Raw genomic sequence first — 22894 nt, forward strand, 5'->3', positions numbered from 1 at the left:
GCCGTCAGGAAAGGGCGAGGGCCCCCACGTCCGCCGGCGTGGGAGCCCTCGCTCTTCCCTCACCTCAGGTACGCACCCGGCTCAGCGGTCGCACCTCAGGCTCTTGAGGTCGACCGCGTCCGCCATCGCCTGCATGCCCTTGTCGTTCGGGTGCAGGCGGTCGCCGCCGTCGAAGACCGGGAGCAGCCTCTCCTGGTCGTACGGGCTGCGCAGCATCCGGTCGAAGTCGGCGACGCCGTCGAGTTCACCGCTGGTCCTGATGAACGCGTTGACGCCCTGCCGTACGGCCTCGCCCTCGGAGTCGTACTCCGACCAGCCCTTGAAGGGCAGGACGGTCGCGCCGACCACACACTTGCCCGCCGCGTGCGACCGTTCGATGATCTCCCGGTATCCGGCGATCAGGTCGGCCACCGTGACGCCGGAGTGCGCCTTGATGTCGTTGATGCCCTCGAAGAGGAGCACCGTACGGACGCCGGGCTGTGAGAGCACGTCCCGCTGGAGGCGGTTCAGCGCGCTCTGCCCTGCGCCGTCCGCCAGGACCTTGTTGCCGGAGATTCCCTCGTTGGCCACGCCCTTGACGCCGATCCCGGCGGCACTCCGGAGGCGGCGGGAAAGGTAGTCGGGCCACCGCCGGTTGGTGTCGGCGCTCGACTGCCAGCCGTCGGTGATGGAGTCGCCGAGGGTGACCACGGCGCCGGTGTTCCGGTCCGTCTCCACGCTCACCGCGTCGAGGTAGTACCAGGACCCGGTCCGGTCGGTCCAGCTCGCGGCGCTCTCCTCGGCGGTGTGGTTGCCCGCCGTGGCGTACGAGGTCTGCATGGCCATGCCGTGGCCGGTCGAGGCGCCGCCCGCGCTCAGCACGTGGTAGCTGACGACCAGGTCGCTCTGGGCGGCCAGCCGCCCGGACAGCGGGTCGCTGACCACACTCTCCCCCGCCGCGACCGTGACCGAGCCCGCGCCGCCGAAGGTGAGCGCGCGGTTGCTGCCACTCACGAGCTGGGCGCCCTCCTTCCGCTTGCCGGCGTACACGCTGTCGAAGGTGAGCGGCTGGTCTCCGAACGCGTTGGAGAGCCGGACGCGGGTGCCGGTGCCGCCGACACTGGTACGGACGACGGCCCGGTAGCTCCGGTCGCGGGGTGCCTCGCCCTGCCGGTCCACACTCGCGCCCCAGGTGACGACCTGGTGGCGGCCCGACGCGCTCGCGGCGGTGGCACGTACAGCCGTCGCGTCCCCCGACGACGCCGTCGCGGACACCGCCGTCGCCGGGGCGCAGAGGGTGACGAGCAGCGCGGCGACCAGGCCCGCCGCGTACCGGCGGCGGACCGGCCGTGGCCGTCTCACGTCAGGTCCCGCAGGGACACCGAGGCGCCCGGCTTGAGGCTGACCTTCTGCGTCCTGCCGCCGGACCGCACGGTGGTCGTACGGCCGCCGACACTGCGCAGCCGCGCCTCGGTCACCTTGCCGGCCTTCCACCGCAGGTCGAGGACAAATCCGCCCCGCACCCCCACGCCGGCGATCGCGCCGGAGGCGGCCCACGCGTCGGGCAGCGCGGGCAGCAGCTCGACCAGGCCGGGCCGGGAGTAGACCAGCATCTCGATCATGGCGGCGGCGGTGCCGAAGTTGGACTCGATCTGGAAGATGCCCCGTCCCTTCTCGACCTCGTAGATGTCGAAGAGGTTCGGGGCGGTGCCGTTGGTGCCGCCGATGGACGGCCGGAGGTTGGTCACGACACCCTGGTACGCCTTCTCGGCGTCCTTGAGCCGCGCCCAGCACAGGCTGCGCCAGGCGTTGGCCCAGCCGAAGCTGTTCGTCCCCCGGGCGGTGAGCAGGGCGGTCGCGCCGTCGACGATCTCCTTCGGCGTGGAGGCGTCGGGGCGGATGCGGTCCCCGGGGAACAGCCCGATGAGCGGGGAGAGGTGGCGGTGGGTCGTCTCGCCGAGGTTGTCGGGGGACATCCACTCCTGGAGCCAGCCCGACGTGGGGCTCACCTCGGGGAGGTACAGCCGCTCCCGGAGCGCGCCGACCGTCCTGCTGTGCGCGGCGTCCTTGCCGAGGACGTCGGTGGCGGTGCGGAAGTTGCCGAAGAGCGCCCAGACCAGTTCCTGGGCGTACGTCATGCCCTGGGCGTCCTGCGGGCCGTGCTCGGGCGACCAGTCCTTGTCGTCGATGAGCACCTCGCGGGTCTCGCCGGTGGCCCGGTCGGTGACCGTCGTGGTGATGAGGCGCGCCTCCCAGAACTCGACGGCGCCCTTGAGCAGCGGGTAGATCTTGGCGAGGTACGCCTTGTCCTGCGTGAACTCGTAATGCTCGAAGAGGGAGTTGGCCAGCCAGGCGCTGCCGCCGGGGTGCCACCACCAGCCGTTGCCCCCGTGGACGTTGGTGGAGAAGGAGACGGCCCAGCCGCCGACCTTGCCGGTGGAGTTGCGGAACCGGTTGCGCGGGTCCTGGTAGAGGTCGTGGGTGAGCTTCGTCCACGAGGGGAGCTGTGCCACGCAGTAGTCGGCGAACGCGTCGAACAGGCCTGACAGGCCCGCCCGGTCGGCCATCCAGTAGTTCATCTGGATGTTGATGTCGGTGTGGTAATCGCCCATCCAGTCCGGGTCGTTGCCGTCCAGCCACAGCCCCTGGAGGGCGACGGGCAGGCTGTCCCGCGATCCGGCGATCATCAGGTAGCGGCCGAACTGGAGGTACGACGCTTCGAGTTCGGGGTCCGCCTCGCCGTCGGTGTAGCGCGCCCTGACCCGCTCCCAGGTGTCGAGGCCGCGCTGGAACGCGGACGACTGCCCGAGGGAGATGTCCATCCGCTCGAACAGCTCGCGGTGGTCGGCGACATGGCTGTGCAGGAGGGTGGTGGCGGAGTGGCGGGCCGCCGCGAGGACCTTGGTCCTGGCCAGCGGCTCCGGGTCGACGGCGCGATCCCGGTAGCCGGTGGCCGCGTCCGGGGCGTAGTCGGTGCCGCCGCTGACGACGACCGTCAGCTCCTTGCAGTCCGTGAAGGTGATCCGCGTCCCGTCGACGGCGACCTTGCCGGTGTCGCTGTACGCGGTGACGGCGGCGCCGTACCGCAGTCCCCCGTCCGGGAAGGAGCCGTGGAACGAGGCGTACTTCCGTGCGCGGTCGGCGGTGGTCTTCTCGTCGTGGGTGCCGGCCAGGCTCACCGAGCCGGTGTAGCGCCCGCCGCCCTTCTGCGTGAAGTGCAGGACGATGGCGTCGTCGGGGTGGCTGGCGAAGATCCGGCGCTCGTAGGTCGCTCCGGAGCGTACGTACGTGGCGGAGACCACGCCCTGGCTGATGTCGAGGTCCCGCCGGTAGGAGGAGAGCGACGACAGGTCGTGGTCCGGGATGTCGACGGTCAGCCGCCCGAGCAGGGTGAACGAGCCGAAGTCCTGGCGTCCGTAGGGGAATTGGCCGTCCGCGTCGAGGGTGCCGTTGAGGCCGCCGGTCCACAGGGTGGCGTCGGTGAGGAGCAGCACCTCGCGGGAGGGGTCGTTGCCGGCGAGGGCGCCGAGCCGGCCGTTGCCGACCGGCAGGCCCTGCTCGATCATGTTCGTGTCGGACGCCGGCGCCTGGTACCAGAAACGGGTCGCCGACGCCTCGGAGAGCAGGGGGGACCTGGTCTGCCGGACCACGGGTCCGGAGGCGGCGAAGGCGGGCAGGCCGCCGAGGGCGGTGAAGGCGCCCACCGCGGCGGCGAGCGAGAGGGCTTCCCGCCGGCTCGGGCCACGGGGGGACGTCGGGGCGGGCGCGGCTGCGCCGGTGTGCTGGTCGTCCACGGAGCACTCCATTCCGGAGGGGCGGTGCGGGCCTGCGGGTGCCGGGCCGCCGGGAGAAGGATGGGGCCGGTGCGGGGCCCGGGCTTCGGAGCCCCGCACCGGTGTGGAGAGAGGGCCGCGCGGGACTACAGCCGCGGTACGGCGATCCGGTCGATGTCGGGCGCGTAGTCGTCGCCGCTGTCGATGGTGATCGTGTTCGTGCCGGCCTTGAGGGTGACCGGGACGGTGACGGTCTCGACGGTCCCCCAGTCCGCGGTGGACGGGAACTTCAGCGCGGTGGCGCCGTTGCCGTTGCTGGAGATCTTCGCCGGGCGGGAGTCACCGCTGATGTAGGAGACGTCGATCATGTAGTGGCCGGCCTTCGTGGCCACGACGTCGTTGAACCGGACCTTGCCGCCCTGGTAGAGGTTGCCGACCTTGTGCGTGCCGGAGCACGCGCCGCAGTCGCCGATCGAGGCGTTGCCGCTCAGTGTGTTGGCCGGCGACTCGGCCTCGTACGCCGTCTTCTTGAAGGCGGTTCCGCGCGGGGTGACGGTGAACAGGCGCGAGCCGTGAGCCGGCAGGGCCTGAGTGACCTTGTCCTTGAACGTACCGAGGTCTTCCTTGTTCCAGACGTCGCGGACCTTGCCCTGGCCGGTGAAGCCGAGGGACTGCCAGTCGGCGGTCACGGCTGCGGAGGAGTCGGCGAGGTTGAACAGGGCGACGGTGTAGCTGCCGTCGGCGTTCTTCGCGCTCCACACCTGCTGGTCGCCGGTGGCGGTGACGGGCCGCGCGGGCGGGGTGCTGCCCTGGTTGATCGCGAGGACGTCCCTGTTGGTCAGCAGGGAGACGCCGTAGTCGTCGAGACGGGTCAGGTCGTCACCGGTGTAGAGGGGCGACTTGGCGATGGCCCACAGGGTCATGTAGCTCTGCCGCTCGGCCTTGGTCAGACCGTCCATCTCGCCGTTGCCGACGTCGATCGCGTCGAGGTCGTTCCAGCCGCCGGGACCGGCGAACCGGGTCCACTTGGGGGTGTCGTCGAAGCGGTCGTTCACCGAGTTCTCCCACGACACCAGGGTGTTGCAGTAGCACTCGACGTCGGTGTCGATCCGCCAGCCGTTGGTGTACTTCTGCCAGTCGGCGGCGTGGTTGATGTCCAGCGACCAGGAGACTTCGAGGTGGAGCGGGCGGCCGGCGGTGGCTATCGCCTTCTGCCAGGCGGCCACGTCGGCGATGTTGTCGTAGTTGTCGCCGCTCTTGAAGGACCCGGGGCCGACGCCGTCGAGCTTGAGGTAGTCGTACCCCCAGTCGGCGAACATCCGCGCCTGCGAGTCGACGTACTTCTGCGCGCAGGGGCCGGAGAAGTCGATCTTGTACGCGCTGTCCCAGCCGTTGGTGGTGCGCAGGTCGGAGTAGACGATGTCGGCCGTGGTGCAGCCGGGCGCGTCGAAGATCGGGACCTTGCCCTCGCCGTACGCCTCCTTCTGGAGGCCGACGGGCAGGTAGATGCCGGCCTTGAGGCCCTTCGCGTGGATGTCGTCGGCGACGGGCTTCATGCCCCGGGGGAAGCGGCCGGGGTCGGCGGCCTGGCGGCCGTACGCGTCGAAGCGGGGCTTCCACGCCAGGTCCATCCACCAGCCGGCGTCGATGTTGACGTATTCGTAGCCGTACTTCTTGAGCTTGGACGCGAGCGCGTCGGTCTGCTTGAGGACGTTCTTCTCGGTCAGGTAGCTGTAGTCGCCGTCGGGGTTGAGGCCCGGGTACTTGGACGACTGCATGGACCAGCTGGTCCAGCCCATGAAGGGCTTCTCGGCGAGCCCGGCGGCGGCATCGGCGGCCGGGGCCGCGGCGGGGGCCTGGGCGACGGCCGCCCCGGCGGTGGTGGGGGTGGCCGCCATAGCCGAGGGGACGGCGGTGGTCAGGCCGGCCGCGAGGGCCAGGACGAGCACGGCTCTGAAGGGGTACGCGGGTGACCGCATGGGTCAGGACCTCCTGTTGTCGGCGCATGGACGTGCACGGAGCGTGCGTGCGGTCGGGGCAGGGGGACGGGCGTACGGGACAACGGTCGTACGTAGGCCCGTCCTTCGGCTCAGCCCTTGCCCGAACCGATGGTCAGCCCGCTGATGAACTGGCGCTGGAGCGCGAAGTACACCAGCAGCGTGGGGATCGCGGTCATCAGCGCACCGGCCGCGATCAGGTTGGGGTTGGTGAAGTACTGGCCCTGGAGGTTGGCCAGCGCGGAGGTGATCGGACGCTTGTCGCCGGTCTCGATCAGCGCGAGCGACCAGAAGAAGTCGTTGTAGATCCAGATCGATTCGAGCGTGGCCAGCGCCGCGAAGGCGGGGCGGCACAGCGGCAGCACGATCTGGAAGAACTGGCGCCACACGGGAGCGCCGTCGACCAGCGCCGCCTCGGTGATCTCCTTGGGGATCGTCCGCATGTAGTTGCTGAGGACGAAGGTGCAGAAGCCGCACTGGTAGGCGATGTGGATGAAGACGATGCCCCACACCGAGTTGTAGAGCAGGAACGAGTCGCTCATCCACCCCGGCAGCGGGATCAGCAGGTAGAGCCGGTACAGCGGGGTGATGAGCACCTGGGCGGGCAGCAGGTTGCCCGCCGTGAAGAGCATCAGCAGGACGATGTTCCAGCGGAAGTCGAAGCGCGAGACGAAGAACGCCACGGCGGCGGAGAACAGCAGGGTGCCGAGGACCGCGGGGACCGTGATGAGCACGGAGTTCCAGAAGAAGTGCGGCATCCCGGACTGGCTCCAGGCGTCCGAGAAGTTCTCCAGGCTGAGGCTGCGCGGCCAGGAGAGATACCCGTTCCTGCTGGTGTCCGAGTACGGCCGCAGCGAGGTGTAGACCGCCCAGAGCAGCGGGACGAGCCACAGCAGGGCGATGCCGCCGAGCAGGACGTGGCGGCCCGCCTGGCTCTTGGGACGCGAAGGGCCGGATTCCTGCGACGCGGTACGGCGGGTGCGTGAGCCGGCGGCCGGCGGTGTGGCGGTCGCGGTCACTGGTCCTCCTTGCGGAAGGTCTGTACGAGGAAGGTCCCGATGGCGAGCAGGGAGACCACGAGCAGGACCACCGCGAGGGCGGAGCCGTAACCGATGTGGCTGGACTCGCCGATGATGTTGTCGGTGATCAGGAGGGAGAGCAGCTCCATGCCCGGTTTGCTGCCGACGCCGCCGCCGAGGACGTACACGATGTCGAAGGCGCGCAGCGACTCCATGACGGTGACGACCAGGATGATGATGTTGACGGGCTTGAGGGCGGGGAAGACGACGCGCAGGAAGGTCTGGCGTTCGTTGGCGCCGTCGAGTGACGCGGCTTCCTTGAGCGCGGGATCGAATCCCTTGAGGCCGGCCAGGTAGAGGATCATGATGTAGCCGGTGTGCCGCCAGGCCGACGCGACCAGTACGGCCCAGAGGTTGAGGTCCGGGTCGCCGAGCCAGTCGATGTGGTGGCCGGGCGCGACCCCGTCGAGGATGCCGTTGAGCAGTCCGTTGTCGGGGTTGTAGATGATCTCCCAGATGAAGCCGACCACGGCCAGGGACAGCACCATGGGCAGGAAGATCGCGGTCTGGTAGATCCGGGTGAAGCGGATCTTCCGGTCGAGCTGGTAGGCCAGGAAGATGCCGAACGGGGTGGGCAGCAGGGCCGTGAAGAGCAGCCAGACCACGTTGTGCTGGACGGCCGGCCAGAACGGCGGGTAGTTGGTGAAGATCTCGTGGTAGTTGTCCAGTCCGATCCAGTGGATGTCGGACAGCGCGATGCCGTCCCAGCTGGTGAAGGACAGACCGATGGACGCCAGCGCCGGCAGCCAGACGAAGACGAGCAGGGCGAGTACGGGGATGCCGACGATGACCGCGAGGAAGAGACGGTCACCGGCGCTGAGCCTGCGCGGCCGGGGGCGGGCGCGCGGCGTGGTGGGGGGCGCTGGGCGCACGGAGGACATGGTGGAACCTTCCCGGTCCTGATCAGGCGGTGAAGAAGCGCGAGCGCTGGGACTCGATCTTCTTGAGCAGGGCCGAGCCGTCGTCGGGGTGTCCCAGCCACTGGGTGAGGCCGGGGAGCACGACGGTCGAGATGAAGCCGGGGTCGCTGTCCCGGTCGGCGAACTGGGTGATGTGCTTCGCCGACGCGATGAGTTCGGCGGACTTCTTCTGGAGTGCGTTGTACGTGCTGGTGTCGGCGCCGGAATTGACGGCGACATTGCTGGGGTCGACGCCCATGTAGAGGTTCTCGGCCCCGGCGCTGCCGAGGAACTCCAGGAGCTTGGTGGAGCCGTCCAGGTTCTTGGGCTTGCGGCTGAGCATGAAGCCGTCGGTGGGGGCTTCGACGGTGTCCTGGCCGAAGGACGGGTCGATCGTGGGGAAGGGGAAGAAGTCGATGTCGTCGCGGAGCTTCTCGTCCGTGATCTGCTGGCCGAGGAAGAGGCCGATGACGGCCATGCCGGACTTCTTGTCGAGCAGCGACTGGGCCGCGTCCTGCCAGGACCGGCCGCCCGCGCCTTCCTGGTAGTACGGGCTGATCTCGCGCCAGAGGTCGAGCGTCCTGCTGGTGCGCCTGTCGGTCCAGGCGGCCTCGCCGCGCATGAGCGACATGTGGAAGTCGTAGCCGTTGGCGCGGAGGTTGAGGTAGTCGAAGGCGCCGAGGACGGACCAGCTGTCACCGCCGCCGTAGCCGGAGGCGATCGGCGAGAGGCCGTCCTTCTTCATCTGCTTGGCCAGCGCGGTGAACGCGCTCCAGGTGGCGGGCGGCTGGTAGCCGCGCTCCTGGAACACACTCTTCCGGTAGAACACGGCCCAGGGGTAGTTGTAGAGCGGGACGAAGTAGAACGTGCCGTCCTGGCCCTTGGACAGCTGCTTGGCGGCGTCGCTGAAACCGGAACCTATCGTGTCCCACACGTCGTCGACGGGGTGGGCCAGGCCCTTCTTGGCGAAGAACTGCATGCGGTAGCCGGCGAACCAGGTGAAGACGTCGTCCGGGGTGCCCTGGAGGTAGTTGGAGATGCTCTTCTGGAACGTGTCGTGGTCGACGGTGTTCGTCTTGACCTTGAGGCCGCTGTCCTTGGTGAAGGCGCCGGTGACGGCCGAGTAGGCCTTCTTGGGAGTGGCGTCCGCCCCGTTGGAGCCGAAGGTCACCGTCTTCGGGTCGGCGGCGGGCCCTCCGCCGCAGGCGGTCAGGACGGGCGCGGCCAGGGCGGCGGCGCCGGCCCCGAGCACGCCGCGGACCACGTGGCGGCGGCTCGGAACGTGGAAGGGCGAGGGGGTGCGGCTCAGCGTCATCGCTACTCCTAGTACGTGTCTGTTCCGATGAAGGACTGGATGGCGGTGGCCGCGGCGCCCCGCGCCCACTCCTCGAAGGGCAGCGGACGTGTCATCACGTCACACTGCGCGGCGGTTCCGAAGGCGGACGCGGCGAACGCGTCACGGATCTGCTCGGCGAACAGGTCGTACGCCGCCAGGCCCTCGCCGGAGATGATCACTCGTTGGGGGCCCAGGACGTTGACGACGGCGCCGATGGCCCGGCCGATCGCCTCCCCGGCCCGCGCGTAGGCCTCCTTGGCGCCCGGGTCGCCCCGGTGCGCCAGCTCCAGGGCCCGCGCGGAGTCGGTGACCGGCAGACCGGTCACCTCCCGGACGCGGCGGACGATGGCCGAGTCCCCCGCGATCGCCTCCACACAGCCGGTGTTGCCGCAGTGGCACGGCGGCCCCAGCGGGTCGATGGACAGATGGCCGATCTCACCGGCCACCCCGTGGGCGCCCGAGACGACTCGGCCGTGCACCACCAGCCCGCAGCCGATGCCGGCGCCGACGGTCACGAGCGCGAAGTCGGAGAGACCGACGCCCGCGCCGAACCACTGCTCGGCGACGGTCAGCGCGCGGACGTCGTTGTCGACCGTGACCGGCAGCCCCGTCACGGTTCCCGCCAGCTCGGCGAGGGGGACGTCGCGCCAGTCCAGGAAGGGCGAGTAGCGCACGACTCCGGCCGTACGGTCCACGTCGCCGGAGACGGCGAGCCCGAGCCCGCGCACCTCGACGCCGAACCCGTCGGCCTCCGTGAGGAGTTCCTGGACGAGTCCGGCGATGGCGGCGAGCACGGCGCCCGGTTCGCGGTCGGTGAGGGGGAGGTGCCGGGCGACCCGGATGCGGCAGCACAGGTCGGTGAGGACGGCGATGATCTCGTCGCCCGTCACCTTGACGCCGATGAACAGGGCCCGTCCGCCGTCGACCCGCACCAGGTTGGCGGGGCGTCCGAGCGACGGGCGTGCCTCCTCGTCCACCCCTTCGACCAGGTAGCCGGCCTCCATGAGCGGACGGACCGCCTTGGTCACGGCGGCTGAGGAGAGCGTGGTGCGCCGGGCTATCTCGATCCGCGTGAGCGGGCCGTGGGACAGCACGGTCGTGAAGACCAGGGAAGCGGCCGGCGTCGGTGCCGGAACCGCCTCGGTACGAGGGGTCGAGCGCATGGCCGAAACGTAGGGGTGTTCTTTTCCACTGTCAATGAAAGAAGCAAGCCCCTTTCGAAATGCCAAACAAGGGACGTCTCAACTTGCAAATGTGCGCCAGCCTCCGGGTATTGACACCTGATCCAAGGCAAGGTTGGCTGCGGTTTGCTCTCGAGGCGCAAAACGAACGTGAGGATCCATGCCTGTGATCTCCTTCGCCCCTCACACCGGGGTCTGGCTGCTCTCCACTCCGCGCACGTCGTACGCGCTGCGGATCGACGAGACGGGCGCGCCCTGCCACCTCGGATGGGGACCCCGGCTGACCCTCGAAGAGGCACAGGAGCTTGCCGCTCCCCCGGCGTCGCCGGCCAGCAGTTTCGAGGGGCGCTCGCCCGTCGGGGAGGAACTGCCCGTGGACGGAGGGGCCCGGTACGGCGCCCCCTCCCTCCAGGTGCGGTTCGCCGACGGCACCCGCGCCTTCGAGTGGCGGCCCACCGGCCACCGGGTCGACGAGTCCGCCCCCGGATCGGCCGAACTGGTCCTGGAGTTCGCCGATACGCACTACGGCCTGGACGTCGACCTCCACTACCGCGTCCACGGCGACAGCGACGTGATCGAGCGCTGGACCGTCCTGCGCAACACCGGCGACACCCCCGTGACGCTGCCGCGCGCGGACTCCGCCGCGTGGACGCTGCCGGCCAGGGAGGACTACCGGTTCAGCCATGTCACGGGACAGTGGTCGGCGGAGAGCCGGCTGCGCCGGGAGCCGGTGCCGTACGGCGAGACGACCCTCACCAGCCGGCGGGGCATCACCAGCCATCACGCGAACCCCTGGGTGATGCTGGACGCCGGAGACGCGACCGAGGACCGTGGCGAGGTGTGGAGCACCGCCCTGGCCTGGAGCGGCAGTTGGCGCGTCACGGTGCAGCGCACCCCCGACGGCCGCGCCTGTTTCACCGGCGGCGCGGGCCAGGACGGTACGGCGCTGCCGCTCGGCCCCGGCGAGGAGTTCACCACCCCCCGCCTCGCGGGCCTGTACAGCGACGGCGGTTTCGGCGCGGCGAGCCGCGCCTGGCACGCGTACACCCTCGCCCATGTGCTGCCCCACCCCGGCGAGGTACGGCCCGTGTTGTACAACTCGTGGGAGGCGACGGGCTTCGACGTGGACGAGGCCGGCCAGAAGGCGCTGGCCGCGCGGGCCGCGGCGCTCGGGGTGGAGCTGTACGTCATGGACGACGGCTGGTTCGGCGCCCGCCGCGACGCGGAGGCGGGGCTCGGTGACTGGACCCCGTCCCCGGACCGCTTCCCCGGCGGACTGTCGCCGCTGGTCGAGGAGGTGCACCGGCTCGGGATGCGCTTCGGCCTGTGGGTGGAGCCCGAGATGGTCAACCCGGACAGCGACCTGTACCGCCGGCACCCGGACTGGGTGCTGCACTTCCCGCACCGTACCCGCACCGAACTGCGCAGCCAGCTGGTCCTCAACCTCGCCCGCCGCGACGTCGCCGACTGGGCGTACGGCTGGCTGACCCGGCTGGTCGGCGAGCACTCCGTCGACTTCCTCAAGTGGGACATGAACCGCGCGTTCAGCGAGGCCGGCTGGCCCGACCGGGCCGACGGCGCCGATCACCTGGGGACGGCCTACGTACAGAACCTGTACGCCCTCCTCGACCGGCTGCGCGCCGACCATCCCGGACTGCGGATCGAGTCGTGCAGCGGCGGCGGCGGCCGGGTGGACCTGGGCATCCTGTCCCGCACCGACCAGGCCTGGGCGTCGGACAACACCGACGCCTGGGACCGGCTGTCCGTCCAGCACGGATACGGGCAGATCTACCCGGCGCGCACGATGGCCGCCTGGGTGACGGACGTACCGAACCAGCTCACCGCGCGCTCCGTGCCGCTGCGGTTCCGCTTCCACGTCGCGATGGCCGGGGCCCTGGGCATCGGCGGCGACCTGACCCGGTGGTCCGAGGAGGAGCTGGCCGAGGCCGCGGAGCTGGTCGCCGACTACAAACGCGTCCGCCCGCTCGTCCAGCACGGTGTCCCGCACCGGCCGCGCGGACCCGTCGACGACGGTCCGTCGGCGGTGCAGTACACCAGCGCGGACCGGAGCGAGGCGCTGCTGCTGGTCTGGCAGCGGGGTCCGCGCCACGGCAGCCCGCGCACGCCGCTCCGGCTGGCGGGGCTCGACCCCGACGCCCGCTACCGCGACGCGCGGACCGGCTCGGTCCACTCCGCGCGTGTGCTGACCGGCTACGGGATCCTGCCGGAGCTGCCCGAGGGCGACTGGGCCAGTACGGCGGTGCACCTGGTCCGGGTGTCCTGACGGGCCCGGATCCGGGGGGCCGGTGCGGGGAGTCCGGGGTTCCGGGTCTCCCCGCACCGAGGCCGCGAGCGGTTCCGATGGTGCTCATGGTGCGACGGGACCAGACTGGGAGGCGACGTTACAGACAGGCGACACTCACCGGCGCCCCGCTCAGCGGTGCCGGGGAGGGAGAGGAGACCGACGTGGCTGTCATCTCTCGCGGTTTCCACGGCCGGCGCCCGACGGAGGAGAAGCTGCCCCCGGGCCAGTACGTGGTGCACGACTTCCCGGTGCTGTCGGCCGGTCCCACGCCGGTGGTCGCGAAGGAGGACTGGCAGTTCACCCTGACCACGGTGGCCGGGGACACCCGTCACTGGTCGTGGCAGGACCTGACCGCGCTGCCCGCCGAGCGGCCCACGGTCGACATCCACTGTGTGACGAAGTGGTCCAAGTTCCGTACGGAGTGGGAAGGGGTGTCCCTGGACACCCTGCTCGACGGTGTGGATCTCGACGGTGACTACGCCATGGTCCAGAGCTACGGCGGGTACACCACCGACCTGCCGCTGGAGGATCTGCTCGACGGGCAGGCGTGGATCGCGTACCGCTACGACCACGACGACCTCCCCGCCGAACACGGCGGTCCCGCACGGCTGTTGGTGCCGCACCTGTACTTCTGGAAGTCGGCGAAGTGGGTGAACGGCATCCGGTTGATGGACTCGGACGAGCCGGGCTTCTGGGAAGGCCTCGGCTACCACGAATACGGTGACCCGTGGCGCGAGCAGCGGTATCAGGGCGACTGACCGGCCGGCTGCGCTGGCAGACGGCGACGGTCGAGGACGTCCGCGACGAGACGGGGACCGCGCGCACGCTGGTGCTGCGGGCACCCGACTGGCGGGGCCACGCGGCCGGTCAGCACGTGGACGTACGGCTGACGGCGGAGGACGGCTACAGCACCCAGCGCAGCTACTCACTCGCGTCCGCGCCCGGCGGCGACCGGATCGAGCTGACCGTGCAGCGGATCGGCGACGGCGAGGTCTCGCCCTACCTGGTCGACGTGCTGGAGGCCGGTGACCAGCTGGAACTGCGCGGCCCGGTCGGCGGGTGGTTCGTCTGGGACCCGGCCGATCCCTCCCCCGTGCTGCTGATGGCCGGGGGCTCCGGGGTGGTCCCGCTGATGTCCATGATCCGTACCCGGAGGAACGTCGGGAGCCGGGTCCTCTTCCGGTTGCTCTACTCGGTCCGCACGCCCGAGGAACGCTACTACGCACGGGAGCTGGGCCCGGGAGGTGCCCAGGGCGGGCTGGACATCACCCATCTGTACACCCGGTCGGCGCCGGAGGGCCCGCGCCGGCCGCCGGGCCGGCTCACCGAGGACGACGTGGCGGCCTACGGCTGGCCCGCGGAGTTCGCACCGATGTGTTTTGTGTGCGGCCCGACCGGGTTCGTGGAGCGGGCGGCCGAGATCCTCGTGGCGCAGGGCCACGATCCGCAACGGATAAGGACCGAGCGTTTTGGTCCGGTCGGAGGTTGACATGCGTCCCACCCAGGCGGCCGGTACGACGACCGGCGAGGCGTTCCAGGACGGCAACGTGCTGGCGGGCCCCTTCCGCGAGTTCTTCACGACCGACCTGACCACGGCGACCGGGACGTGCGCCGCCTGCGGGCGGGCGGGTCCGCTGGCGGAGCTGCGGGTCTACACCCACGCCCCGGGCATGGTCGCCCGGTGTCCGGAGTGCGACGCGGTGGTCATGCGGATGGTCCGGGGGCCGGAAGCGGCCTGGCTGGACATGCGCGGGACCACCGCGCTCAGGATCCCGCTCCCCGGGGAGTGACCGGGCCGCGGGCTCAGGGCGCGACCGGGCCGTGCTGGCAGCGCGGGCACCAGTAGGCGGGGCGCTCGCGCCCGATCCGGCCGTGGGTCTCGGACGCGACGCGTACGGGCGTACCGCAGACCAGGCAGGACCGGCCCGCGCGGCCGTACACGTACAGGCGGTGGCGGGAGCGGGCCCGGACGGCGGCGCTGGTCGTGGTCCGGTCGACGCTCTCGCGGTTGGCCTCCAGCAGGCGCTTCGCGGCCGGGACGAGACGCTCGATCGCGGCGCAGTCGCCGACGCGGGTCCACGGGGTGACCCGGGCGAGGAAGCACAATTCGGCCATGAAGACGTTGCCGATGCCGGCGAGGTTGCGCTGGTCCAGGAGCGCCGAGCCGATGGGCCGGTCCGGGTCGGCCAGCAGGCGGCGCAGCGCCTCGTCCGCGTCCCAGTCGGGGCCGAGGAGGTCGGGGCCGAGATGTCCCACCACCCGGTCCTCCTCACCGGTCCTGAGCAGTTCCAGGACGGGAAGCCGGTAGCCGACGGCGGTGCGGTCGGCGGTGGCGAGGACGGCCCGGATCTCGTGGCCGGGGCCGCCGCGCCACGGGGCGCCGGGCTCGTACACCTTCCACGCCCCGTCCATGCGCAGGTGCGAGTGCAGGGTCCAGCCGCCCTCGACACGCGTGAGCAGGTGCTTGCCGCGCGGTGTGACGTCAAGGACGGTACGGCCGGTGAGGTCGGCCGTGGCGAGCGACGGCACGCGCAGGTCGGACCGTACGAGCCGGTGCCCGGCCAGCGCGCCGTGCAGGCGCCGGGCGGCCTGGTACACCGTGTCTCCTTCTGGCATACCTCCATGATGCCGCCACTCCGGCGGACCGGCGCCGGACCTTCCCCGTACCGGACGTACGGGGAAGGTCCGGCTCCACGTCACTCGAAGAAGCGCCGTACCAGCCAGTCCGGCAGCACGTCCGCCGCCGTGATCGGCGGACCGAACTCGTACCCGTGCCGCCCCGGATGTCCCAATGGCAGATGGCACCCCTCCTCCGACACCGCCCCCTTCAGGAACTTGGCCGGGCAGGAGTCCAGCCGTACCAGCTCCCGCCCCGGGCCGTACTCGTCGTCGTCCGGCCAGCGCGCCCACATGTCCCACGGCGCGATGGGCCCCGATCCCCTGACACACTGCGCGATCACGTGGTGCGAACCCGCGTGGCCCGCCTCCAGCGTGCACCACAAACCCGGCTCGACATCGAAGCCGCCGTCCAACTCCCCCAGGGCGGAAAGCTCCTCCGGCAGGAAGAGAATCCGCGCAGGACAGGACACCTGATAGACCGACATGGTCACCCCCAGGCGGCAAGTGTGGCGCCAGACCTCCGCCACGGGCAGCCCCTTGAACCGACTTCACCCATTTCGGCTCGATCGCGCTCACGGGGGCAGACGCAGCACATGACCACTCAACAGACCGAACCGCACGGCGACGAGCTCGTGGGCACCAGGCCACGCACCCAGGTCGAGGAGGCATTCCGCGAGCTGGAGGCCGTCGCCGCCGCGCCGACGGGGCAGACACAGCTCTCCCGAGGCGCCATGACGGGCTATCTCTGGGCGCTGGGCCGGGGCGACGCGGCCCCGGTGACCGGGGCCACCGACCAGGGGGCGCCCGACCTGTCCGTACTGACGGCGGAGGCGGACGCGGCGACCGTACAACTGGAGGACGCCACGCAGCGGACCATTCCCCGGGACTACATCCAGGGGGTGCACGCGGCGCTGGCATGGATCTGCGGCCACAGCGACCGGCGGCCTTGACCTGCGCGGGAGCCCTCGGGGCGACCGCCACCACAAGCCTCCGGGGGACGGCTCACGGCCCGGCCGGGGTCAGGACCAGCACGGCCGCGTCCGGCGCGTCCGCCGGGAACAGCAGCGACATCCCGTAGCGCGGGCGGGTCCCGTCGCCCTGGACGAGTTCGACCGCACGGGACGTGAACGGGCCCACCGACCGGCAGTCCCACCAGGGGGCCAGGTCCGGGCGGGCCGCGCGCAGGCGGTCGGTCAGCGCACGGAACCGGCCGTCGTGCGGGCGGGTGTCGGCGCGGGTACGGAGGTGGCGGTAGAGGTCCATGGCCACCGACTCCCAGGCGGGCAGCGCCCGTTGGCACGCGGCGTCGCCGACGAGCAGGAGCAGCAGGTTGCCCTCGTGTTGCGCGGACGGGGCGAAATCGGGCCACAGCGTGGCGCACGCCGTGTTCGACGCGGTGACGGTCAGTGTGTCGTCGAGCAGGAGGGCCGGACTGTCCCGCCAGCTCTCCAGCATCCTGACGAGGGGGTGCGCGGACCGGTCGGCGGAATCCGCCGCGCCGGCTTCGGGGGTGGCGGCGGCCGGGACGAATCCCGCCAGGGTCAGGACGTGACGGTGGGCCGCCTCGTCGAGCCGCAGGGCGCCGGCGACCGCCGAGATCACCTGCCGGGAGGTCTCGACGCGGCCCTGTTCCAGCCAGGTGTACCAGGCGACAGAGACGCCGGAGAGCGCGGCGACCTCCTCCCGGCGCAGTCCCGGCGTACGGCGCCGGGCGGTGGCGGGCAGGCCGACCTCCGCCGGGGTCAGCCGGTCCCGGTGGGCCCGCAGGAATCCGCCCAGCTCCTGCCGGAGCGCGACCGTGCCGCTCCCCGTACCGGTCGTACGGACGGCTTCCGCGCTCTCCGTGCCCGCTCCGGTCGTCGTGGTCATGGCGCCAGCCTATGACTCCCGCTCACCGTACGAACGCCTGTCTGGCTACGCGGCCGTCGCCGCACGAGGCTCTTCCCATGACCGAGAACACGTACCTCCCGCGCCTGTGGCGCCGTACCAACAACTCCTCCGGGCTCACCGCTCCCCGCGTCTTCGTCCGGGTGTACACCGGGCCGGGAACACTGGAGTCCGTCACCGCCTTCTACGAAAGGCTTCTCGGTACCGAACGGGACATGTGGTTCACGTTTCCGGAGAAGCGGCTCGCGCTCGCCACGGTCGGTGCCTTTCTCCTCGTCGAGGGGACGGCCGAGACGCTGGAGCCTTTCCGCGCGACCGACGGCACCCTGCTGGTCGACTCGGCGCACGCCTATCTGGAGCGGCTGACGGCGGAGGGGGCCGAGATCCTCGACCCGCTGTCGAAGGTGCCGACCGGATCCGGCTTCACCGCCCGCCACCCCGACGGCACGGTCGTCGAGTACGTGGAGCACCGGCCGGACGCGGACGGGAACTAGGGCGACGCCGCGAGCCAGACGCCACTTCGCGGACACGCCCAAGCGCCCGCGTACGGGCCCCCGGCCGCTGGGGTGGGAATGCGGCTACCCCTCCCGGCGTTGGCATGGACACGAAGTGCGGACCGTCGTGAGGCGGTGCGCCGTACGGAAGGGACAGGCCATGAAAGTCCGCCAGTCACTGCACGCGCTGAAGGCCAAGCCGGGCGCCCAGGTGGTCCGCCGCCGGGGCCGTGTCTTCGTGATCAACAAGAAGGAACCGCGGTTCAAGGCCCGCCAGGGCTGACCGTCCGCGTGCCACGCACCCACCACGTTCTCGGAGGCCCGGCGAAAGCCCGGCCTCCGATCGTTACTTTTCTGTGGGATGCTGAAGTTTCAGGCTTTTCCCTTCTTCCCCCAGAGGCACTATGCGCTGCGTCATCGCCCGCTTCCCCTTCGAGCTGGTCAAGAGCGAGGTGCAGCAGTCGATGAAGGGCATCAAGCCCGAGCCCATCACGGGTGAGTCCGTGGTCATCGGCCGCCGGGTCTTCCCCGTGAAGCAGGTGGGTGAGGTGATCACCCGCCAGGACCGCCGCGACTTCACGTCCTTCGAGGTCACCAGGGCGCTGACGCGTCTCGGTTTCACCTGCAACCCGGTGGCGCCCGAGCCCGTGGCCGCCCCGGCGCCGGTGCTCTCCCCGCTGGAGTCGGCGTCCGCCATGCTCGGGACTCCCGTACAGAATTGATTGATCGGTCGTGACCGGGCCGGAGGGCGCACGCCCTCCGTACGGGTCACGACCTGCCGTGGGGCGCCTCGCGCGTAGTACAGTCAGCGCCCATGTCGAAGCCTGATCATCTGCTTGTTGACATCGCCTCAGCGGTGGAGTCCGAGCAAAGCAATCAGATGTCCCTCACCGTGGTCGTCCAGGGCGCTGTCATCACCGGGCGTCTGGCCCCCGAAGCCGTCTGGCGCGAGCGGGTCGCGGAGGTGCTGCGGGACTCCGAGCGCCTGGGCCCGTTCGCCGCCGTCTTCGGGTCCGCGAGCAGTGCGGCCGTCCTGCGGCCCGGCGAGCCCCCCACGCATCTGCACTTCCACGTCGCGCGGATCCTCCAGGGGAGCGTGGGCATCCCGGAGACCGGTGGGATGTACCGCATCGCCGTCAAGGACGTCAGCGCCTGGACGGTGGGCGACTTCAGCTACTCGGACCACTGACCGTCCCCCTCCCCCGCACGAACCCCGACGACAACACACCGAGGCCCCGGTACCAGCAGGTACCGGGGCCTCGGTGTGTGTACGGGCACGCCGTACGTCCCAGGCCTTACGCGGCGTTGCTGCGCGGGGCGGCCGACACGGCGGACGCCGCCGACGCCGGGCGCGGGGCGCCGCCGGTCCGGGTGCGGGACGAGGCGCCCGAGCGGTGACCCTGGCCGCCGGTACGACCGCGACCGCGGCCCGCCGACGTACCACGCTTGCGCTCGGAGACGGGGGCGGTGATGACGACGGGGACGCCGGACGGGGCCTGGGCGCCGGTGATACGGCTCAGTTCGGCCTCGCCGGAGCGGACCTGGGTGATCTGCGGGGTGATGCCGGCGTCGGCCATCAGGCGGGTCATCTCACGGCGCTGGTTCGGCAGGACCAGGGTGACGACACTGCCGGACTCACCGGCGCGGGCGGTACGGCCGCCGCGGTGCAGGTAGTCCTTGTGGTCGCTGGGCGGGTCCACGTTGACGACGAGGTCGAGGTCGTCGACGTGGATGCCACGGGCGGCGACGTTGGTGGCCACCAGCACGGTGACATGGCCGGTCTTGAACTGGGCGAGCGTACGGGTGCGCTGCGGCTGGGACTTGCCGCCGTGCAGCGCGGCGGCGCGCACCCCGCTGTTGAGCAGGTGCTCGGTGAGCCGGTCGACGGCGTGCTTGGTGTCCAGGAACATCAGCACCCGGCCCTCACGGGCCGCGATCTCGGTGGTGGTGGCGTACTTGTCGGCGCCGTGGACGTGGAAGACGTGGTGTTCCATCGTGGTGACCGTACCGACCGAGGCGTCGACCGAGTGGACGACCGGGTCGTGCAGGTAGCGGCGCACCAGCAGGTCGACGTTGCGGTCGAGGGTCGCCGAGAACAGCATCCGCTGCCCGTCGGGCCGCACCTGGTCGAGCAGTGCGGTGACCTGGGGCATGAAGCCCATGTCGGTCATCTGGTCGGCCTCGTCGAGGACGGTGACGGCGACCCGGTCCAGGCGGCAGTCGCCGCGGTCGATGAGGTCCTTGAGGCGGCCCGGGGTGGCGACGACGATCTCGGCGCCGCCGCGCAGCGCGCCGGCCTGGCGGCCGATCGACATGCCGCCGACGACCGTGGCCAGGCGCAGGCGCAGCGACCGGGCGTAGGGGGTGAGCGCGTCGGTGACCTGCTGGGCCAGCTCGCGGGTGGGGACCAGGACCAGGGCGAGCGGCTGCTTCGCCTCGGCGCGCTGTCCCGCGGTGCGGACGAGCATGGCCAGGCCGAAGGCGAGGGTCTTGCCGGAGCCGGTGCGGCCGCGGCCCAGGACGTCCCGGCCGGCCAGCGAGTTCGGCAGCGTGGCGGCCTGGATGGGGAAGGGCTCGTTCATGCCGAGGCTGGTGAGCATGTCCGTCAGCGCGGACGGCATGTCCAGCTCCGCGAAGCTCGTCACGGCCGGCAGCGCGGGGGTGAGGGTCACCGGCAGGGCGAATTCGCCCTGGACGGCGGAGGGGCGGCGCCCGTAGGAGCCACCGGAGCCGCCGTTGCGGCTCGAACCGCCGGAGCGGCCGGGGGCACCCGAACGGGTAGGTGCGGCACCGGAGCGGAAGCGGCCGGCGCCGTTGCCGGTGGAGCCGGAGCCGCCGCCCGTACGGGTACGGGAGTAGCGGTCGTTCGTGCGTGTGCGGTTCATATCCGAACCTTTCTCGATGCGGCACGTATCGAGAATTCTTGGCAGGGGTGACCGCACAGAGAATCGCAAGAACGAGCCGGAATTTCGTTGAACGGAGCCACGCCGGGGCGAAAAGGGCCTGAGCCGGCGTATTTGGTCTCTCGTCGCCCGACGCGGCCGTTACGGCGGTCCGGGCGGGTCCTGCAAAAAGCAACGAGCTGGGGTCCGCATCCCAAGGAGCGGACCCCAGCTTGTCATGCGCCTAAGCGTCAGGCGGGAACGATGTTCTCCGCCTGCGGGCCCTTCTGGCCCTGCGTGACGTCGAAGTTCACCTTCTGGCCCTCCTGGAGCTCGCGGAAGCCCTGGGCGGCGATGTTCGAGTAGTGGGCGAAGACGTCAGCGCCGCCACCGTCCTGCTCGATGAAGCCGAAACCCTTTTCCGCGTTGAACCACTTGACGGTACCACTGGCCATTTTGATCTCCTTCGGGGCAATGTGCCCGGAGGTCCGCACTGTGCGCACCCCACGTCGCCGCGATGATTACCCCGTCCGGAAGAAATCCGGAAATACAAAAGTGCACCTACCGGCACATAAAGCCGGGAAGAGCACTTGAAGTCTTTGGGAACCACAACTGCAACTGAGATCAACAGTAGCACGGTGCATGTGGACGAGCACGGCAGGTGTTATCACTCCGCCTGCCGTGCCATAAATACTGACCGCGCATCGACGCTATTTCTGTACTCGCCGCCATAGATATCGCACGGATCCCGGCCGGCCCTTCGTACACGGATTTCCTGGTGTCGCCGCCGGGTGCGGCCGCCGTGGCGCACGTACGGTGGCCGCGACGATTGACGGGTCCTTCCGCCGGTTCCGGTCCTGGGGTGGCGCCATGTGCTGGAGTGCGACGGCCAATCTCGTGGCGGGCGCCGCGATCGCCTCGGTCGGCGTGGCGTGTGTGGCGCGCGTGCGCCGGGCCCGCGATCTGCCGCTCGCCGCGCTGCCGCTGCTCCTGGGCGCCCACCAGATCACCGAGGCCGTCGTGTGGGACGGCGGCGGGGGCACCGGGGCCGCCACGCTCGCCTGGGCGGTGGTGGCGCTGCCGCTCCTGGCGGTGTGGGTGCCCCTGGGCGTCCTGCTGGCCGCCCAGGGGCACGCCAGGCGCCGGCTGGTGGTGCCCGCCGTGCTCGGGCTCGCCGTCGCCGGTGTCCTCGCCTTCCAGCTGTCCGCGGGGACCGTACGGGCGGAGGTGCGCGGTCACACCGTCGGGTACGTCCTCGACCTTCCGGACGCGCCCGTGGTCGTGGCGGGCTATCTGCTCGCCACGCTCGGGGCCCTGCTCCTCGCCGGCGATCCCCTGCTCCGGCTGCTCGGCGGGACGGTCGCGGCCGGGGCGGTCGTGTGCGCCCTGCTGTGGCGGCTGGAGTTCGTCTCCACCTGGTGTGCGGTCGCCGCGGTGGCGTCGGTCATGCTCCTCGGCTGGGTGGGGCGTACGGTCGGGGAGTTCACGCCCCACGACGCCGGAACACACTGAACTCCCTTACCAGGGGCCCCTGCAGAGGCGGACACGGTCACCGGCGGGGCGGGCTCGGGCCGTTCGGATCCCGGTCCGGGGTGTCAAGGATTACTCAATACACAACAACACACCTTAGGCTGCGGTACAGAGGTCACCCTCGTGGGACAACAGCGGTGGCCCGGAACGGAAGGCAGCCACCATGACCACCACATCCGGAGCGCCCGGGAACCCCGGCAGCATCGACGCGACGACCGCGCTGTTGCAGGCCGAACTCCCGCGGCTGGAAGAGCACCAGCAGACACTGGAGAAGGATCTCGCCGCGGTCACCGAGCGGCTCGAGTCCGTGCGCGCCGCGCTGAGCGCGCTGCGGGCCCTGTCCCTCGCGCCCGAGCTCCAGGAGGCCGAGCAGGCCGCGGCGGCGGCCGTGCCGGCGCCGGTCGCGGAGGCCGCCGCGCCGGTGGCACAGGACACCACCGACGTGACGGTCGGGACGGCCGCCCCGGCGGGTCGCAAGGCGGCCTCCGGCATCAAGCGGAAGCTGCCCGCGGCGGGGCCCAAGAAGCAGGGCCAGACCCGGCCGCCGGCCAAGAAGAACACCGCCTCGAAGCGCGTGAAGGCGGCGAAGCCCGCCAAGGCCGCGCCCGTCGAGCAGTCGGCGGACGACACGTCCGAGTCGGCCGGCGGCCTCACGGAGCAGGTCATCCAGATCCTGGCCGACGCGGGCGACTCACCGGTGCGGGCGCGCGACGTGGCGGCGAAGCTGGGCCGCGACGACAGCCCCGGCAGCATCAACGCCGTTCGCAGCACGCTCGACCGGCTGGTGGCCACCTCCCGCGCCCACCGCGCGGGCCGGGGCCTCTACCAGTCGCCGGGCAACTGACCGGGGCGCCCGGCGGGCGCAGGGTGGGGCAGAACGCGTTTCCGTCCTGATTTCGCAACAGGCCGTGTCCGGCCGGGACAAGATGCGTA

At 71.0% G+C, this 22894-nt stretch carries 23 protein-coding genes; 11 read left to right on the top strand and 12 right to left on the bottom strand.

Translation table 11 applies throughout. From position 1 onward, the window contains the following. Positions 1 to 81: 81 nt before the first annotated feature. The 7 genes from OG349_RS00750 to OG349_RS00780 form a co-directional block, all read right to left on the bottom strand. Positions 82 to 1341: an SGNH/GDSL hydrolase family protein gene (locus OG349_RS00750; RefSeq protein WP_442806175.1), complete on the bottom strand. Its 1260-nt coding sequence runs from the start codon at positions 1339 to 1341 to the stop codon at positions 82 to 84. Further along, positions 1338 to 3785 carry a glycosyl hydrolase family 95 catalytic domain-containing protein gene (locus OG349_RS00755; protein ID WP_442806176.1) on the bottom strand — a complete coding sequence of 816 codons (2448 nt, stop codon included), beginning with the start codon at positions 3783 to 3785 and terminating at the stop codon, positions 1338 to 1340. The genes OG349_RS00750 and OG349_RS00755 overlap by 4 nt, the downstream gene beginning before the upstream one ends. A gap of 113 nt (positions 3786 to 3898) precedes the next feature. Further along, on the bottom strand, positions 3899 to 5731 hold the full coding sequence (locus OG349_RS00760) for an alpha-galactosidase D (RefSeq protein ID WP_327232682.1): 1833 nt from the start codon (positions 5729 to 5731) through the stop codon (positions 3899 to 3901). Positions 5732 to 5841: 110 nt separating this feature from the next. Further along, positions 5842 to 6768, bottom strand: a complete 927-nt coding sequence (locus OG349_RS00765; RefSeq protein WP_327232683.1) for a carbohydrate ABC transporter permease — start codon at positions 6766 to 6768, stop codon at positions 5842 to 5844. Continuing rightward, entirely contained in the window at positions 6765 to 7709 is a 945-nt protein-coding gene (locus OG349_RS00770; protein ID WP_327232684.1) for a carbohydrate ABC transporter permease, read from the bottom strand. Before OG349_RS00770 ends, OG349_RS00765 begins: the two co-directional genes overlap by 4 nt. A 22-nt stretch (positions 7710 to 7731) precedes the next feature. Continuing rightward, positions 7732 to 9042 (bottom strand): ABC transporter substrate-binding protein, encoded by a 1311-nt coding sequence (locus OG349_RS00775; RefSeq protein WP_327232685.1) that lies wholly within the window; start codon positions 9040 to 9042, stop codon positions 7732 to 7734. Between the two features lie 8 nt (positions 9043 to 9050). Then, entirely contained in the window at positions 9051 to 10226 is a 1176-nt protein-coding gene (locus OG349_RS00780; protein WP_327232686.1) for an ROK family transcriptional regulator, read from the bottom strand. Between the two features lie 178 nt (positions 10227 to 10404). On the opposite strand from OG349_RS00780, the gene OG349_RS00785 reads away from it, so the two are divergent. From OG349_RS00785 to OG349_RS00800, 4 genes are all read left to right on the top strand, one after another. After that, positions 10405 to 12528, top strand: a complete 2124-nt coding sequence (locus OG349_RS00785; protein WP_327232687.1) for an alpha-galactosidase — start codon at positions 10405 to 10407, stop codon at positions 12526 to 12528. A 182-nt stretch (positions 12529 to 12710) separates the two neighbouring features. Next, positions 12711 to 13307: a sulfite oxidase-like oxidoreductase gene (locus OG349_RS00790; RefSeq protein ID WP_327232688.1), complete on the top strand. Its 597-nt coding sequence runs from the start codon at positions 12711 to 12713 to the stop codon at positions 13305 to 13307. Further along, positions 13277 to 14038 (top strand): ferredoxin reductase, encoded by a 762-nt coding sequence (locus tag OG349_RS00795; RefSeq protein WP_327232689.1) that lies wholly within the window; start codon positions 13277 to 13279, stop codon positions 14036 to 14038. Before OG349_RS00790 ends, OG349_RS00795 begins: the two co-directional genes overlap by 31 nt. Position 14039: 1 nt before the next feature. Continuing rightward, the gene (locus OG349_RS00800; protein ID WP_161310534.1) at positions 14040 to 14339 is read left to right on the top strand and encodes a DUF6510 family protein; all 300 of its coding nucleotides are present in this window, start codon (positions 14040 to 14042) and stop codon (positions 14337 to 14339) included. Between the two features lie 13 nt (positions 14340 to 14352). Here OG349_RS00800 and OG349_RS00805 read toward each other — a convergent pair whose 3' ends face one another. Both OG349_RS00805 and OG349_RS00810 read right to left on the bottom strand, forming a co-directional pair. Further along, positions 14353 to 15165, bottom strand: coding sequence for an Fpg/Nei family DNA glycosylase (locus OG349_RS00805; RefSeq protein WP_327232690.1), 813 nt, complete (start codon positions 15163 to 15165; stop codon positions 14353 to 14355). Between the two features lie 80 nt (positions 15166 to 15245). Beyond that, on the bottom strand, positions 15246 to 15653 hold the full coding sequence (locus tag OG349_RS00810; protein WP_327232691.1) for a hypothetical protein: 408 nt from the start codon (positions 15651 to 15653) through the stop codon (positions 15246 to 15248). Between the two features lie 108 nt (positions 15654 to 15761). On the opposite strand from OG349_RS00810, the gene OG349_RS00815 reads away from it, so the two are divergent. Next, entirely contained in the window at positions 15762 to 16118 is a 357-nt protein-coding gene (locus OG349_RS00815; protein WP_327232692.1) for a hypothetical protein, read from the top strand. 52 nt (positions 16119 to 16170) lie between these two features. On the opposite strand, the gene OG349_RS00820 is transcribed toward OG349_RS00815, so the two are convergent. Then, the gene (locus OG349_RS00820; protein ID WP_327232693.1) at positions 16171 to 17037 is read right to left on the bottom strand and encodes a helix-turn-helix domain-containing protein; all 867 of its coding nucleotides are present in this window, start codon (positions 17035 to 17037) and stop codon (positions 16171 to 16173) included. A gap of 77 nt (positions 17038 to 17114) precedes the next feature. Here OG349_RS00820 and OG349_RS00825 point away from each other — a divergent pair, with 77 nt between their 5' ends. The 4 genes from OG349_RS00825 to OG349_RS00840 all read left to right on the top strand — a co-directional run bounded on the left by OG349_RS00825 (position 17115) and on the right by OG349_RS00840 (position 18738). After that, on the top strand, positions 17115 to 17549 hold the full coding sequence (locus OG349_RS00825; protein ID WP_327232694.1) for a VOC family protein: 435 nt from the start codon (positions 17115 to 17117) through the stop codon (positions 17547 to 17549). A gap of 160 nt (positions 17550 to 17709) precedes the next feature. After that, positions 17710 to 17832: a type B 50S ribosomal protein L36 gene (gene ykgO / locus OG349_RS00830; protein WP_161310538.1), complete on the top strand. Its 123-nt coding sequence runs from the start codon at positions 17710 to 17712 to the stop codon at positions 17830 to 17832. Between the two features lie 121 nt (positions 17833 to 17953). Next, positions 17954 to 18271, top strand: coding sequence for an SCO5918 family protein (locus OG349_RS00835; protein ID WP_327232695.1), 318 nt, complete (start codon positions 17954 to 17956; stop codon positions 18269 to 18271). Between the two features lie 92 nt (positions 18272 to 18363). Further along, positions 18364 to 18738 carry a hypothetical protein gene (locus OG349_RS00840; protein ID WP_327232696.1) on the top strand — a complete coding sequence of 125 codons (375 nt, stop codon included), beginning with the start codon at positions 18364 to 18366 and terminating at the stop codon, positions 18736 to 18738. Between the two features lie 106 nt (positions 18739 to 18844). Here OG349_RS00840 and OG349_RS00845 read toward each other — a convergent pair whose 3' ends face one another. Both OG349_RS00845 and OG349_RS00850 read right to left on the bottom strand, forming a co-directional pair. Then, complete coding sequence (locus OG349_RS00845; RefSeq protein WP_327232697.1) at positions 18845 to 20434, bottom strand: DEAD/DEAH box helicase; 1590 nt, start codon at positions 20432 to 20434, stop codon at positions 18845 to 18847. Between the two features lie 248 nt (positions 20435 to 20682). Continuing rightward, entirely contained in the window at positions 20683 to 20886 is a 204-nt protein-coding gene (locus tag OG349_RS00850; RefSeq protein ID WP_014061102.1) for a cold-shock protein, read from the bottom strand. Between the two features lie 415 nt (positions 20887 to 21301). Between OG349_RS00850 and OG349_RS00855 the strand changes: the two genes are divergently transcribed. Both OG349_RS00855 and OG349_RS00860 read left to right on the top strand, forming a co-directional pair. Continuing rightward, positions 21302 to 21943 (top strand): DUF6629 family protein, encoded by a 642-nt coding sequence (locus tag OG349_RS00855; protein ID WP_327232698.1) that lies wholly within the window; start codon positions 21302 to 21304, stop codon positions 21941 to 21943. A gap of 181 nt (positions 21944 to 22124) precedes the next feature. Further along, complete coding sequence (locus OG349_RS00860) at positions 22125 to 22805, top strand: hypothetical protein (RefSeq protein WP_327232699.1); 681 nt, start codon at positions 22125 to 22127, stop codon at positions 22803 to 22805. Positions 22806 to 22894: the final 89 nt, after the last annotated feature.

This window comes from Streptomyces sp. NBC_01317 (assembly GCF_035961655.1).
Classification (GTDB): Bacteria; Actinomycetota; Actinomycetes; order Streptomycetales; family Streptomycetaceae; genus Streptomyces.